Consider the following 14619-nt stretch of genomic DNA (forward strand, 5'->3'; position numbering starts at 1 on the left):
TCACCTCCTTATCTTTCCACTCGACCGGAGGTAGCACCGGACGCGAGTTTCTCTATCTCTTCTATGCTGAGCACCACAAAATCCCCGGGTATTGTGTGCTTGAGACAGGAAGCGGCTGCCGCGAATTCGGCCTTTTTCTGCGAGTCAAATCCCATCAAACTTCCGTAGATGAGAGCTCCTGCAAAGCTGTCTCCGGCTCCCACTCTGTCCACGATATGTATTTCATATCTGTTCGAGAAATGGGGCTGACCATTTTCAAAAACCATGACGGACCAGTAATTCACAGTTGCGGATATGCTTTCTCTGAGAGTGATACCAACCGTCTTGAAGTTGTATTTCCTAGTGACTTCTTCTGCTATCTTCGCGTACGCTTCTCTGTTCAGTTTTCCTGTCTTAAGATCGAGACCTTCAACCGAGATGCCAAGAACTTTTTCTATGTCTTCTTCGTTTGCGATCAGAACATCCACGTATTCCATGAATGGAATCATCACCTTCTGTGCCTCTTCTTTTGTCCAGAGTCTTGCTCTGTAATTTAGATCACAGCTCACCGTCACACCTTTTTCATTAGCGACTTTCAAAGCGTCTTCAAGGATGAGAGGAAGTTCTTTTCCAAGAGGAGGAGTAATTCCTGAGAAGTGGAACCATCTCGCACCATCCAAAATTTTCTCCCAGTCGAAGTCTTCCCTTTTTGCCTCAGAAATGGCAGAGTGTGCTCTGTCGTAGACAACTTTACTCGGTCTCTGAGAAGCCCCTATCTCAAGGAAGTAAATACCTATTCGATTTCCACCTCTTGCTATGTAGTCTGTCTTCACACCGAACTTTCTGAGATGTCCTGCTGCAGCGTCCCCCAGCGGGTTGTTTGGTAGTTTTGTCACAAAGTACGCATCGAGTCCCATCTGAGCAAGAAAAGCCGCTACGTTCGCTTCTGCTCCGCCGTAGGTGACGTCGAAGCTGTCTGTCTGGAAGATCCTCTTATGATCTGGTGGTGAGAGTCTCAACATGATCTCTCCAAAAGTTACCACCTTCATTCTGTGCACCCCCTGATCTTTTCTACGAACGCTTTTGCTTTTTCTCTCACCTCGTCTGGTGTTCCTTTCACAAGCGCACTTCCAACACCAACAGCGAGGACTCCGGCTTTGAACCACTCACACACGTTGTCCAGATTCACGCCTCCAGTGGGCACGAATTTCACATTGGGGAACGGTCCTTTCATCGCTTTTACAAACTGAGGTCCCACCACTTCTCCAGGGAAGAGTTTCAAAATCGTGTGACCGAGTTTCATGGCTTTTACAAGTTCGGTGGGTGTCATCACACCGGGCATGTAGAAGACACCTTTTTCTTTGCAGAATTGAGAGATTTCCTCGTCAAGGTGTGGACTGACGATGAACTCTGCTCCACTTTCTACAGCTTTTCTGCACTGTTCGACACTCGTCACTGTACCTGCACCTATTATGGCACCTTTTTCCTTGAGGAACGAGAGTTCTTTGATGACTGTGTCAGCGTCTGGAACAGTGAAGGTGATTTCGATGAGGTGAACTCCTCCTTCAAAAACAGCCAACGCCTTTTCTTTCGCTTCTTCCACACTGTTTGCCCTCAGCACGGCTACAATCTTGTGTTTTTTGAAGAGCTCTTCCATCTTCATCCCTCCTGATATGTGATATTTAATCATATTTCAAAAAAACAAAAACCATAAATCTGCGGGTTTCAATATCCAAGTTTTCTGGATATTTCTTCTGCCTTTTCTTTGAGTACATCGGAGTATTCTTCTATTTTTTCCTCTGTGAACTTTCGTGCAACCCCGGAAATACTCACTCCAGCCACCGGATATCCGTTGTGATCAAATATAGGAACTCCCACACACATGATACCTATTTCGTTTTCTTCGTTGTCTACGGCGTATCCTCGCTTTCTAATTTTTTCAAGCTCTCTCTTCAGTACTCTGGGATTCGTGATGGTGTTTGGGGTTTTTGGTTTTAGTTCCACAATTTTCAGGTATTCCTTCAATTCTTTTTCGGGAACGAAGGCGAGAATGGATTTACCAGAGGCTGTGGAGTAAAGGTCGACTTTCATACCAAGTCTTGAGACCATAGGAATGCTCTGCTCACCCTCCACCTTGTCTATGTAAACTCCCTCGAAGCCATCTTTCAAAATCAGGTGTACTGTTTCCCCCGTTCTTTTCATGATATCCACGAGATGGTCGTGAGCTATATCCCTAATGTTGAAGCGCCTCAGAACGAATGAACCGTACTCTATCAATTTGTACCCCGGTACGTATCTCTTGTCTTTTTTTCTGAGAACAAACCCTTTCTCTTCGAGAACAACCATGTATTTGTATGCGTTTGAAACGCTCATATTGAACTTTTCGGCTATTTCAGAAACGCTTACATCGCCAGGATTCTTTACGATGAAATCCAGTATTTCGAAGGCTTTTTTGAGGGTATTCAAATTCTCTGCCTCCCTGATTTTCTTCTTTGTCTACAATCAATTATAATAATACCATGAAGATTTTCTTTTTGAGAAAACCATTTTCAAATGGAGGTGGATGTATGTTTCTTGGAGAGGATTACCTTCTGACAAACAGAGCAGCTGTGCGATTGTTCAATGAGGTCAAGGATCTTCCCATTGTGGATCCACACAACCATCTGGATGCGAAAGACATCGTTGAGAACAAACCCTGGAACGATATCTGGGAAGTAGAGGGTGCGACAGATCATTATGTGTGGGAACTCATGAGACGCTGTGGTGTTTCGGAAGAGTACATAACTGGATCGAGAAGTAACAAAGAAAAATGGCTTGCCCTCGCAAAGGTGTTTCCAAGATTTGTGGGAAATCCAACCTACGAGTGGATACACCTTGATCTCTGGAGAAGGTTCAACATAAAGAAGGTAATTTCAGAAGAGACGGCAGAAGAGATATGGGAAGAAACGAAAAAGAAGCTTCCTGAGATGACACCTCAGAAACTTCTCAGAGACATGAAGGTGGAGATCCTTTGCACAACAGATGATCCTGTTTCCACTCTGGAACATCACAGGAAGGCAAAAGAAGCGGTGGAAGGTGTTACCATCCTTCCCACCTGGAGACCAGACAGAGCAATGAACGTAGACAAAGAGGGATGGAGAGAGTACGTGGAGAAGATGGGGGAGCGTTACGGTGAAGACACCTCTACACTCGATGGTTTTCTGAACGCGCTCTGGAAGTCACACGAACATTTCAAAGAGCATGGTTGTGTGGCGAGTGACCATGCTCTCCTGGAGCCATCGGTATACTATGTGGACGAAAACAGAGCAAGGGCAGTTCATGAAAAAGCCTTCAGTGGGGAGAAACTCACTCAGGATGAAATAAACGATTACAAGGCCTTTATGATGGTTCAGTTTGGGAAAATGAACCAGGAAACGAACTGGGTGACACAGCTTCACATCGGTGCTTTGAGAGATTATAGAGACAGCCTTTTCAAAACGCTCGGACCGGACTCAGGAGGAGATATTTCGACGAACTTTCTGAGAATCGCAGAAGGGCTGAGGTACTTTCTGAACGAGTTCGACGGAAAGCTCAAGATCGTTCTCTATGTACTCGATCCCACGCATCTTCCAACGATATCCACCATTGCACGTGCTTTTCCGAATGTTTATGTCGGTGCTCCATGGTGGTTCAACGACAGTCCATTTGGCATGGAGATGCACCTGAAATACCTCGCTTCAGTCGATCTTCTGTACAACCTTGCGGGAATGGTCACAGATTCCAGAAAACTTCTCTCCTTCGGTTCCAGAACAGAGATGTTCAGGAGGGTTCTTTCGAATGTGGTGGGAGAGATGGTTGAAAAGGGGCAGATTCCTATTAAGGAAGCAAGAGAACTCGTGAAGCACGTTAGTTACGATGGCCCGAAAGCTCTCTTCTTTGGATGAGGGGGAAATTATGAAAAAAATTTTCAATTACGTTTTGGCCTATCTCTTTCTTGCAGTGACGAGTGTTCTTGGATTTTACGTGATATTCATGGAAGGTAGAAGATTCTTCTTCACCTTGCTTGGACTCACAAGTGCTCGTTTACAAACCATAAACGCTGTGGACAAATTCGTTGTGATAGTTTTGGGCATCGCGTTCCTTGGATTTTTCATATTCAGTGAGAGTTACTTCAAAAAAATGGCAGAAAACAGTATGAAGGATCTTCTAAGGGCGGTTCTCACAGTTTCAGGAATCCTCATGTTTGTTTGGGCAGGGTTTCAGGCTCCATTTTTCTTCTCGGTCGGTTATAAGTTGGGATTACCGGAAATCATCATCTACCTCCTGAAGCTCATCGGTGGATCTCTTCTTATTTTCGTTTCCTCCAGATATTTGAAAAATGAGTATCTACACAGTGTATGAAGAATAACCCCCCGCACGAGCGGGGGTTGTTTTTTGATGTCTCAGCTCATTGAGATTGAGCAGGATCGTACACAACCGAAACAGTGGCGTTGTTACCTGACCAGCCCTGTTCTGTACCGTCTTCGAAATCAGTTTTCAAAACAACTTTGCCACTCTCATCTTTGATCACGAAGTCGTCGAGGTAGAAGGTGATACCGGGGGTCTGAGGTTCGATGTAGATGTCCGAGGGATTTCCATCAGAGGAGTTCAACGTGTAGGTTGCCTCGATCGTCACCCATGTTGCGGGTAGCACTTCTCTTCCCCAGAATATGGATTTGTACTGATTTGTTGTTGTCTTCAACGTGAGGTTGAACTTCACAGATGTGGCTTCTTCGTGGTAGATTCTGACGCTGTAGGTGTAGGTTGCATCTGCGTTGATGTAGTTCCCAATACCATAGAACCATGCCGTTTTCCAGCCTTGATCACCCGTTTCTACCTTTAGAACCTTGTTCAATGCTCCTCCCGTACCAGGTGCAGAGACACATCCTGAAAGGATGATCAGAAAAGCGAAAACTCCCAGCACGCTCATCAAAAACCATTTCTTCATGATCTATCTACCCCCTTAAGATTATGATCAAATAAGGAGGGGGAAATCTCCCCCCTCACTTGATGAGCCTGAGGTTACCGAACTTTGAAGGATCTCTCCAGCTGTTGTTTGTGGGATCGCTCCAGGAGATGATACCGACCCTCTGCCCTTTCTCGTTCGCATCGTTCACCTGGATGTTGAATCCTATCACCGTGTTCGGTGTGGGTTTGATCGTCTTCCACTTGATCGCTGCCTCAACTATGTATCCTCCTTCGATCAGTTTCACCGCTGTCTTGAACCTCGCTGGACTTCCTCCCGTTCCAAACGTCTGCTCGTTCATGTAGTTCACCCTGAACTGTGCGTCGTCGTCTTCGTAGTATCCTGTCTTGTGGTTGTTCTCGTCGATGAAGATCTCCACGGAATCCTGTTCCCACGGGTTGCTGTTGTCTTTGTTCAGAACGGGGTCTTTCACGATTGCAAGTACGTACAGGTAGTTCTCGTCCCACAGCACCCTCACTTTCGCTGTCGCGTTCTTGTCAAGCGATCCCATGGCCACCGCTTTCGTCTCTATCTCCTCTGTCGTGTTCCAGATCTCGTCTATCTCTCCATCGATGACCGGTGTTCCGTATTTTGCTGTCGCTACCATTATTCCTTCGAGTTTCAGCGTTCCGTAGTTCATCGTGTTCGTCTTCTGGCTGTTCGTCGTGTCGCTCCAGCTGTACCACTTCCCGTCGTCTATCACCGCAGCGTCGAATCCTATGTAGCTGTCTTTCTTGAACTCCACACCCGGTATCGTGATCGACATCTCGAAGCTGTATCTTCTAAAGCCAGGCCCAACGAATTTCTTCACCTGTACGTCTTCTCTGTTGACCTCCGTCTTCCAGTTTGTCCACAGCACAGCGTAGGTGTCATCAGGCTGCAGATAGGGTGTTCTTTCGTTGTTCGGGTTGATGAATATGGCCACTCCGTCTTCTGCTGGTTTTTTCGTCTTGTCCTGTACCTCTCCGTAGATGTAGATCGTGCTGTCTTTCCACACCGCCCTGATCGTTGCCTTCACGTTCCCTTCTTCGTCAAGGATCTCTATCGGCTTCGACATCAGGTACGAGTCATCCATCATCCCCACTACCACAGCCTCGCCTTCGGAGATCCTGCTTTCTTTTGGAAGTGGTGGAAGGACCTCAGGTGCCACTATCGCCCAGTAAGCGAGTTTCGCCTGGTGATCTTTGTCGAAGATGAGCGGCCAGTCGTTTCTTCTTGTTGCTCTCCAGGAGTAATCGTCTTTGAGACCCCAGAATGTGACGTTCGTGATCACGTTGCTGTACTTCTTGAAAATCTCAAAGAGCTGCATCATTTTGTGAGCCTGTTCGATGAGTGCCGTCCTCGGTGCCTCTGGGTAGTTGGAACTGGAATCTCTGTAGACACTCATATCGAGTTCTGTGATGTGAATTTCTATACCGGGTATGGTGCTGAACTTTTTGATGGCCTCTTCGATCTGTTTGATGTCTGTTGCAAGACTGATGTGACACTGCATGCCTATCCCATCGATGAGTCCCTTCTCCTTGAGATCCTTCACGAGGTTGTAGATGATATCTCTCTTTCTGGGCTCGAATGTGTTGTAGTCGTTGTAGAAGAGTTTTGCATCTGGATCTGCTTCTCTTGCGAACTTGAAGGCGAGTTCTATGTAGTCAGGCCCCATGATCTGGTACCAGGTGGATCTTCTCAGTCCATCCGGCTGGTTCGGATCGACCGCTTCGTTCACCACGTCCCATGCGTAGACTTTTCCTTTGAAGTGTCCGACAACGGTGTGGATGTACTCTTTGAGTCTTTCCGTCATCGCTTCTTTGGAGAGGAGGTTTCCGTTTTCGTCTTTGAAGAACCAGTCGGGTGTCTGGTTGTGCCACACCAGTGTGTGACCTCTTATAACCATGCCGTTTTCCTCGACGAACTGAATGTATTTGTCTGCTGTTTCAAACCTGAACTTCAGCTTACCGTTTTCGATGCCCGCGAGCAGGCTCTCTGGTTTCATCTCGTTTTCTGCGGTGATGCTGTTGAAGTGTTTCGTGATGAGTTCTATGTCCTTCGGGTTGAGGAAGACCTTGGACGGCAGTGCAACTCCGACTTTGAAGTAGTCTTTTAGTACTTCTTTCAGAGCAGGTATCTCTTTTTCAGGTTCCATTTCAATCTTTATCTCTGCGGAAGTTGTATCCACTATCTTCACGTCGTCTACGTAGAACTCGAGAGTTGGATTTTGAGATTCGAAGTAAAGCGTGAGATCTTCCACGGTAACTCCGGCCGGGATTGTGTACGTTCCGGAAAGCTGGACCCACTGGCCAGATGGTACAGCGGCTGATTTTATCCATTCGTACTGTGTGCTCGTGTCGGATGAGTACTTTCTCTGCATCGTCATGATGATCGTCTGATCTTGACCGGAGTTTTGATAAACCCAGGCTTCAAAGGCGTAGGTTTTTCCTGTTTTCAGGATTCCTTTCAGGTTGATCTGGGCGCCCTGCCAGCCTTTCTGCCGGTTGGAGATAAAGAGCGAACTCTCACCAGAATGTGCCATTTCAGATGAGACTTCGATGTTCACGTCTCCTCTGGGCTGCCAGTCTCCAACACCATTTTCAAAGGATGTTTCATAAATGGCCTTCGGACCCGATTCTTTTGGAGCGAATACCTGAACCTTGTCAAGGTAGAAAGTGAAATTCGTGTTTTTAGACGCTACGATGATGAGAGAGTATTCTGCGGGTGTGCCTTCGAACGTAGGTGAGAACGGCACTGAAATCTCTTTCCAGTGATCTGATACGACAACCTTGTCGAGTATGACGTCGTACCTCTCTCCTTTCTCGTCTTCTGTTCTCACAACTACGTTGAACAGCTGTGGGGCATCAGAAGACTGATAGACCTGGAAGGAAAGAAGGTAATCTACTCCGGATTTTACCTTTTCGGTCAGGTCGATTTCTACCCCATCCCATGGGGAGGTTCTGTTCTCGACCTTTAGAGAGTACGCACCATCTGCTGCTACATCCTGAGAAGCTGTGAGAACAACGTCTTTTCCAAATGGGACCACACCTTCCGTCGTTCCTTCAAAATTCAAAGCGAGAACTGTTTCGAGAGAAGAATCTCCCTTAGAGAAGGCTTCTTTCCCGAAACTTAGAACACCCGATGCTGCCAGTACGACACCGAGAAAACCCGCTAAAATCCCCACCAGTACGGCGGTTGAAACATCCAGAAGACCCCGTCTCTTCCTGACTTGCATAGATTCACACACCTCCCTGCATAAAATTAACCAACCTTCTTTTGGGAAATTATATCACCCTAAAGTTATTTTTTGTAAAGAAAAAATTGAGCTTCTTCGATAAGAAATTATACCATTATTGTGAAAGGAACTTTCAAATTAGAAAAACGAAGATATTCTGCAATAATTTCTGCTATTCGAAGTTAATGTGGTGTAATCGCCGTTAATGGTGCTTGATTTCTTTTGATGTGATAGTGTAGAATTCATTCCAAGAAGGAACGATGTAACCCGCGATTGTAACTTCTGATTTCGAAAACAATTTTCGAGGAGGTGTACTGGGTGCTCGCTTATATAGCAAAACGAGTTCTCTACGCCATTCCTTTGTTGTTCGTTATCTCTATTGTTTCTTTCATCATCATCGAACTTCCTCCAGGAGACTATCTCACCACATATGTTATGACGCTCAGGCAAAGTGGAGAGACCATCGATCAGGCGGCTCTGGAAGTTCTGAAGAAAAGGTATGGTCTGGACAAACCAGTGATAGTCCGATACTTTTACTGGATCGGCAACATCATTACGAAAGGTGACTTCGGATACTCTTTCATGTGGGAAAAACCTGTCAGTGATTTGTTGAATCAGAGGGTCTGGTGGACAATACTGATATCCGTTCTTTCAACGGCTTTCGCGTGGGTTTTCGGATTTTTAATAGGTGTTTATTCTGGAACGCATCAGTATTCTATCGGTGATTATGTTTTTACCGTGCTTGGTTATATAGGACTCGCTACACCTAACTTCCTCCTCGCACTGATTCTTTTGTGGTTCATGTTTGTAACGACCGGTGTTAGTTTAGGTGGACTATTTTCTCCGGAATATGCCGGTGCTCCCTGGTCGTGGGCCAAATTTGTTGATCTCTTGAAGCACATCTGGATTCCAGTAGTTGTCCTGGGAACGGGAAGCATGGCCGGTCTCATAAGGGTTTTGAGAGCGAATCTCCTCGATGAAATAAACAAGCCTTATGTGGTTGCAGCGAGAGCAAGAGGAGTACCTGAGAGAGAACTCGTCTGGAAGTACCCGTTGAGAGTTGCCGTCATTCCTTTTGCTTCCACTGCTGGGTGGGCACTTCCTCAGATAGTCTCAGGTGCAGTTGTGACGGGTATCGTTTTGAACCTTCCCACGGTTGGTACGCTTCTTCTTGACGCACTCACTTCCCAGGATATGTACCTCGCAGGGAGTCTCGTTTTGATACTGAGTGTCTTCACGATCATAGGAACTCTCATATCCGACATCTTACTTGCCTGGCTCGATCCCAGAATAAGATTCGAATGAGGTGATAGGTGTGTGGAAGAGGAAGAAGATGGACAAAACAGAAGAACTGTATCTTGCTTCAGAATGGAAGTTGATGTGGTGGAGGTTCAAGAAAAACAAACTCGCAGTTATTGGAATGGTGATTCTCGGAATACTCTACGTTCTTGGTATTTTCTGCGAATTCTTCTCACCGTACGATCCAAACAGGATCTTTGCAAGGTACGTATACGCTCCTCCACAGAAGATTCACTTCTTCCACGAAGGAAAATTCATAGGTCCCTTTGTTTATGGATACAAGATGGAAAGAGATCCGGAGACGTTCAGAAGAATCTACAAGGAAGACAAGACGAAGATATATAAAATAAGGCTCTTTGTTCACGGTGACAAATACAAACTCTGGAACACGTGGGAATCCGACGTTCATTTCTTTGGGGTAGAAGAAGGTACTATCTTCCTTTTTGGAACTGACAGGCTCGGAAGAGATGTCTTTTCCAGAATTCTTTACGGTGCCAGGATCTCCACCACAATAGGGTTGGTGGGAGTCTTTCTCAGCATGGTTCTTGGGATCATCATAGGGGGCATATCCGGATACTACGGAGGAAAGATCGATAACTTCATTCAGAGAACTATAGAGTTTCTGATTAGTATTCCAACCATTCCTCTCTGGATGGCACTGGCTGCGGCGCTTCCAAGGTACTGGTCACAGATAAAGGTGTACTTTGCCATCACCGTGATCCTTTCATTGATAGGCTGGACAGGGCTTGCGAGAGTCGTGAGAAGTAAATTTCTCTCGCTCAAAGATGAAGACTTCGTTGTAGCTGCAAGGCTTGCTGGAGCTTCGGAATGGAGGATCATTTTCAAACACATGCTTCCATCTCTGACGAGTCACCTTATAGCTTCTGCCACACTTTCGATACCCGGGATGATACTCGGTGAGACTGGGCTCAGCTTTCTGGGACTGGGACTCAGACCACCTGCGATCAGCTGGGGTGTTCTTCTACAGGAAGCACAGAACATAAGAACTGTCGCTCTCTATCCATGGCTTCTGATACCTGGTCTCTTTGTGATCATCACTGTCCTTTGCTTCAACTTCGTCGGTGATGGTCTGAGAGACGCCGCCGACCCATACAAGACATGAAGGGAGGAGAGTCATGGAAAAGGTTCTCGAAATAAGAGATTTAAAAGTTTATTTTGATCTCACTGAAGGAACAGTAAAAGCGGTTGATGGAGTTTCGTTCGATATTCGAAGGGGAGAAATACTGGGTCTCGTTGGTGAAAGTGGTTGTGGCAAAAGTGTCACGGCACAGTCCATACTGAGGATCCTTCCAAAAAGTGCTCGAATAGTTAATGGAGAGATTGTGTTTCACAGAAATGGGAAAACGTTAGATCTCACGAGACTCGATCCTGAAGGTGAAGAAATAAGAGATATAAGAGGGAAGGATATATCGATGATTTTTCAGGAACCGATGGCCTCTTTTTCTCCTGTGTACACAGTTGGCGCGCAGATGATAGAAGCGATATTACTTCACGAGAACGTTTCCAAGGAAGAAGCACGAAAGCGCGTTGTAGAAATGCTCAAAAAGGTGAAGATTCCGAATGCCGAGAAGGTAGTGGATATGTATCCTTTTGAACTCTCCGGTGGAATGCTTCAAAGATGTATGATCGCAATGGCTATGTCTCTGAATCCCACGTTGCTTTTAGCGGATGAACCCACAACTGCTCTGGATGTGACTATACAGGCACAAATTCTTTATCTAATGAAGGAACTTCAAAAGGAGTACCATTCTTCGATCCTTCTGATCACGCACGATATGGGAGTTGTAGCCCAGATGGCAGACAGAGTAGCTGTGATGTACCTCGGAAACATTGTGGAGACAGCGGAGGTCTTCGAACTCTTCAAGAATCCGCTCCATCCTTACACACAGGCTCTGCTGAGATCCATTCCGAAGATTGGAATAAGGAAAACGAGACTCGAGACCATAAAGGGCATGGTACCGGATCCGTACAATCTTCCAACGGGTTGCAGGTTCCACAACAGATGTGAGAAATTCATGAAAGGATTGTGTGATGTGAAAGAGCCTCCCGAGGTAGAGGTAAAACCCGGCCACAAAGTAAAGTGCTTCCTTTATGGAGGGGAAAAAGAATGAAACTACTCGAAGTGAAGGGACTGAAAAAGTACTTCCCGCTGACAAAGGGTTTTTTCAAGAAGGTAGTAGGTTACGTCAGAGCAGTGGATGATGTCAGTTTCGATATAAAACAGGGTGAAACTCTCGCATTGGTGGGAGAGAGTGGATGTGGAAAAACAACAACAGCCAAGAGTATCCTCAGAGCGATAGATCCCACAGATGGAGATGTTATTCTTCATCTGGATGGAAAAGACGTGAACATAGCAAAGCTCTCCAGAGATGAACTGAAACCCTACAGAAGGTATATGCAGATGATCTTTCAGAATCCTTATACCTCTCTCAACCCAAGAATGAAGGTCAAGGAGATCGTTGGTGAACCACTTCTGGTGAACGGTATAGCGAAGGGAAAAGAACTGGAAGATCGAGTGGCAGAACTTTTGAAGGCGGTCGGATTGAGACCAGAGTACATGATAAGGTATCCGCATGCCTTCTCAGGTGGTCAGAGACAGAGAATCGTTATAGCAAGGGCAATCGCCCTGAGACCGAAACTGGTGGTGTGTGATGAACCGACATCTGCACTGGATGTTTCCATAAGGGCACAGATACTCAACCTTTTAATGGATCTTCAGGAAGAATTTGCCCTCACCTATCTCTTTATCACACACGACCTGAGCGTTGTGGAACACATATCCGATAGAGTTGCGGTGATGTACTTAGGAAAGATTGTGGAACTTTCCAGCACCGAGGAGATATTCGAAAATCCAAAGCATCCATACACGGAGACGCTTTTGAGGTCCGTTCCAAAGCCTGATCCGGATCTGAGGGAAGAACTCGTTCCAATAGAAGGAGAGGTTCCAAACCCGGCAAACCCACCATCAGGATGCTACTTCCATCCAAGATGTCCTTATGCAAAAAGTATCTGTAAGGAAGAGTATCCTGAGTTCAGAAATCTTGGAACGGAAGACAATCCACATTACGTGGCCTGTCATTTCGCCGAAAGTTTGAAATTGAGAGGTGTGAAAATCACTTTGTGAGGGGGTGTTAGTTGTGAGAAGGTTGTTTGTTTTGCTGTCGCTTGTGTTCATGGTTGTTTTAGCTCTTGCTGCCAACGACACATGGGTCTTCTACGCAACACCGGAAGAGTACTACAAGGCTACAGGAAAGAAGATTACCGAGTACCATGAATCGCCGATGCTGACCAAGCTCGTCGAAGAAGGAAAGCTTCCACCCGTCGAACAGAGACTCCCGGAGGAACCGCTCGTGGTTCAGCCTGTTGAAAAAGTTGGACAGTTCGGTGGTACCTGGAGAAGAGTCTGGAAAGGGCCTTCTGACAGGTGGGGTATTTCCAAGCTCATCGAAGTGAAACTCGCGTTCTGGGACAAAGAGGGTGGAAAACTCGTTCCGGGGCTCGCGAAGAGCTGGGAGGTTCTGGAGAACGGAAGGGTCTACATCTTCCATCTGAGAAAGGGTGTGAAGTGGTCCGATGGAGCACCGTACACGGCCCACGATATCGTGTTCTGGGTTAACGACATCGTAGGAAACGACGATATCACACCTTCGAAACCTGACTGGTACAACATTGGTGTGAAAGTCGAAGCGCTCGACGATTACACGGTGAAGTTCGAATTCAGCAAGCCTTATGGATTGTTCCTTCTGAAAGTTCCATACGGTGGATTTACCGGAGCACCAGCACACTATCTGAAACAGTTCCATCCAAAGTACACACCGATGGAAGAAATAGAGAAGAAGATGGTGGAAGGTGTGCACAACACCTGGGTGGACCTCTTCAACGATAAAAACGACTTCCTTGAAAACACCGAGCTTCCAACACTATCACCGTGGAAGCCTATCACCGATCCAACAGAACAGTTCTACATACTCGAGAGAAACCCGTACTTCTGGGCGGTTGATATCGAAGGTAATCAGCTTCCATACATCGATTACGTGAGGCACGAATACGTCAAGAACGACGAAGTCATACTCCTGAAAGCGATCTCCGGTGAAATCGATATGCAGTGGAGACATATCGGAGGACTGGGAGCGGGAGCAGGAAACTTCACACTGCTCATGGAGAACAGCCAGAGTGGAGGATACAGAGTGCTAAAATGGATCGCTGCGAACGGTTCTGCCAGCAGAATCTCACTAAACTACGCTCACTCCGACGAGGTGCTGAGGAAGGTCTTCAACGATGTAAGGTTCAGGCAGGCTCTCTCACTCGCTATCAACAGGGAAGAAATCAACGAGATTCTCTTCAACGGTCTCGCTGAGCCAAGGCAGGCGTCTCTCGTGAGTGGATCCCCATACTTCGATCCCGAATGGGAAAAAGCTTATGCAGAGTACGATCCAGACAGAGCGAACAAGCTTCTCGATGAAATGGGATTGAAGTGGGATGACAAGCACGAATACAGACTCTTACCAGATGGCAGACCACTCCGATTCACCATCACTGTGACTGGGCAGTTTCATGTTGACGTCTGGACGATGGTAAAAGAATACTGGAAACAGATAGGTGTCTGGGTGGAGATTGAGAACCTTGAAAGATCTCTCTTCTACGAAAGAGCCGATGCCGGTGACTTCGACGCGATGGTGTGGAACATGGATAGGGCTGCCCAACCACTCTCTTCACCGATGGTCATCTTCCCGGGTTCCGAGAACATAGCAGACTTCTGGTACATCGGATGGAGTGGCTGGATCTCATACTACATCGACAAGAACATAAGAGGTGTGGAGCCCGAAGAAGTACCCGAAGGGCCTGAACCACCAGAGGTCGTCTACAGACTTGTCGATCTGTACTACCAGATAGCCTCCACGCCGGATCCTGATAAGATCAAAGAGCTCATGGCAGAAGCGACGAAGATCCATAGAGAAAATCTCTGGATGATAGGAACCGTCGGAGAAGACCTTTCGCCTGCCATAGCGAAGAACAACTTCAGAAACGTACCGGAATTCCTCGTAACGGACGATGTGTTGAGAACTCCTCTGAATGCCATGCCGATGCAGTTCTTCATCGAACAGAAATGAATCTAAGC

At 46.5% G+C, this 14619-nt stretch carries 12 protein-coding genes; 7 read left to right on the forward strand and 5 right to left on the reverse strand.

The window, feature by feature from the left end; genetic code table 11:
- Positions 1 to 8 precede the first annotated feature (8 nt).
- From T2812B_RS04580 to T2812B_RS04590, 3 genes are all read right to left on the reverse strand, one after another.
- Complete coding sequence (locus tag T2812B_RS04580) at positions 9 to 1028, reverse strand: sugar kinase (protein ID WP_004082562.1); 1020 nt, start codon at positions 1026 to 1028, stop codon at positions 9 to 11.
- Positions 1025 to 1636 carry a bifunctional 4-hydroxy-2-oxoglutarate aldolase/2-dehydro-3-deoxy-phosphogluconate aldolase gene (locus T2812B_RS04585; protein WP_004082560.1) on the reverse strand — a complete coding sequence of 204 codons (612 nt, stop codon included), beginning with the start codon at positions 1634 to 1636 and terminating at the stop codon, positions 1025 to 1027. Before T2812B_RS04585 ends, T2812B_RS04580 begins: the two co-directional genes overlap by 4 nt.
- A 68-nt stretch (positions 1637 to 1704) precedes the next feature.
- Complete coding sequence (locus T2812B_RS04590) at positions 1705 to 2445, reverse strand: IclR family transcriptional regulator (protein WP_004082558.1); 741 nt, start codon at positions 2443 to 2445, stop codon at positions 1705 to 1707.
- A gap of 101 nt (positions 2446 to 2546) precedes the next feature.
- On the opposite strand from T2812B_RS04590, the gene uxaC reads away from it, so the two are divergent.
- The gene (gene uxaC, locus T2812B_RS04595) at positions 2547 to 3902 is read left to right on the forward strand and encodes a glucuronate isomerase (protein WP_004082556.1); all 1356 of its coding nucleotides are present in this window, start codon (positions 2547 to 2549) and stop codon (positions 3900 to 3902) included.
- Positions 3903 to 3912: 10 nt separating this feature from the next.
- Complete coding sequence (locus T2812B_RS04600; RefSeq protein WP_008194149.1) at positions 3913 to 4359, forward strand: hypothetical protein; 447 nt, start codon at positions 3913 to 3915, stop codon at positions 4357 to 4359.
- A gap of 46 nt (positions 4360 to 4405) precedes the next feature.
- Here the strand turns inward: T2812B_RS04600 and T2812B_RS04605 are convergent, their stop codons facing one another.
- A complete protein-coding gene (locus tag T2812B_RS04605; RefSeq protein WP_004082552.1) occupies positions 4406 to 4945 on the reverse strand; it encodes a carbohydrate binding domain-containing protein in 540 nt (179 codons plus the stop codon).
- 55 nt (positions 4946 to 5000) lie between these two features.
- Positions 5001 to 8180: an endo-1,4-beta-xylanase XynA gene (gene xynA, locus T2812B_RS04610; protein WP_008194151.1), complete on the reverse strand. Its 3180-nt coding sequence runs from the start codon at positions 8178 to 8180 to the stop codon at positions 5001 to 5003.
- A 318-nt stretch (positions 8181 to 8498) separates the two neighbouring features.
- Here xynA and T2812B_RS04615 point away from each other — a divergent pair, with 318 nt between their 5' ends.
- Genes T2812B_RS04615 through T2812B_RS04635 form a run of 5 tightly spaced genes read left to right on the forward strand, consistent with a single transcriptional unit; the run spans position 8499 to position 14611 of the window.
- Positions 8499 to 9485 (forward strand): ABC transporter permease, encoded by a 987-nt coding sequence (locus tag T2812B_RS04615; protein ID WP_004082548.1) that lies wholly within the window; start codon positions 8499 to 8501, stop codon positions 9483 to 9485.
- A 28-nt stretch (positions 9486 to 9513) separates the two neighbouring features.
- Positions 9514 to 10602 carry an ABC transporter permease gene (locus T2812B_RS04620; protein WP_004082547.1) on the forward strand — a complete coding sequence of 363 codons (1089 nt, stop codon included), beginning with the start codon at positions 9514 to 9516 and terminating at the stop codon, positions 10600 to 10602.
- Positions 10603 to 10615: 13 nt separating this feature from the next.
- Positions 10616 to 11611, forward strand: coding sequence for an ABC transporter ATP-binding protein (locus tag T2812B_RS04625; protein WP_004082546.1), 996 nt, complete (start codon positions 10616 to 10618; stop codon positions 11609 to 11611).
- Complete coding sequence (locus T2812B_RS04630; protein ID WP_004082545.1) at positions 11608 to 12624, forward strand: ABC transporter ATP-binding protein; 1017 nt, start codon at positions 11608 to 11610, stop codon at positions 12622 to 12624. The genes T2812B_RS04625 and T2812B_RS04630 overlap by 4 nt, the downstream gene beginning before the upstream one ends.
- Before the next feature lie 13 nt (positions 12625 to 12637).
- A complete protein-coding gene (locus T2812B_RS04635; RefSeq protein WP_004082544.1) occupies positions 12638 to 14611 on the forward strand; it encodes an ABC transporter substrate-binding protein in 1974 nt (657 codons plus the stop codon).
- The last annotated feature ends 8 nt before the right edge of the window (positions 14612 to 14619 follow it).

This window comes from Thermotoga sp. 2812B (assembly GCF_000789335.1).
Lineage (GTDB): Bacteria > Thermotogota > Thermotogae > Thermotogales > Thermotogaceae > Thermotoga > Thermotoga maritima.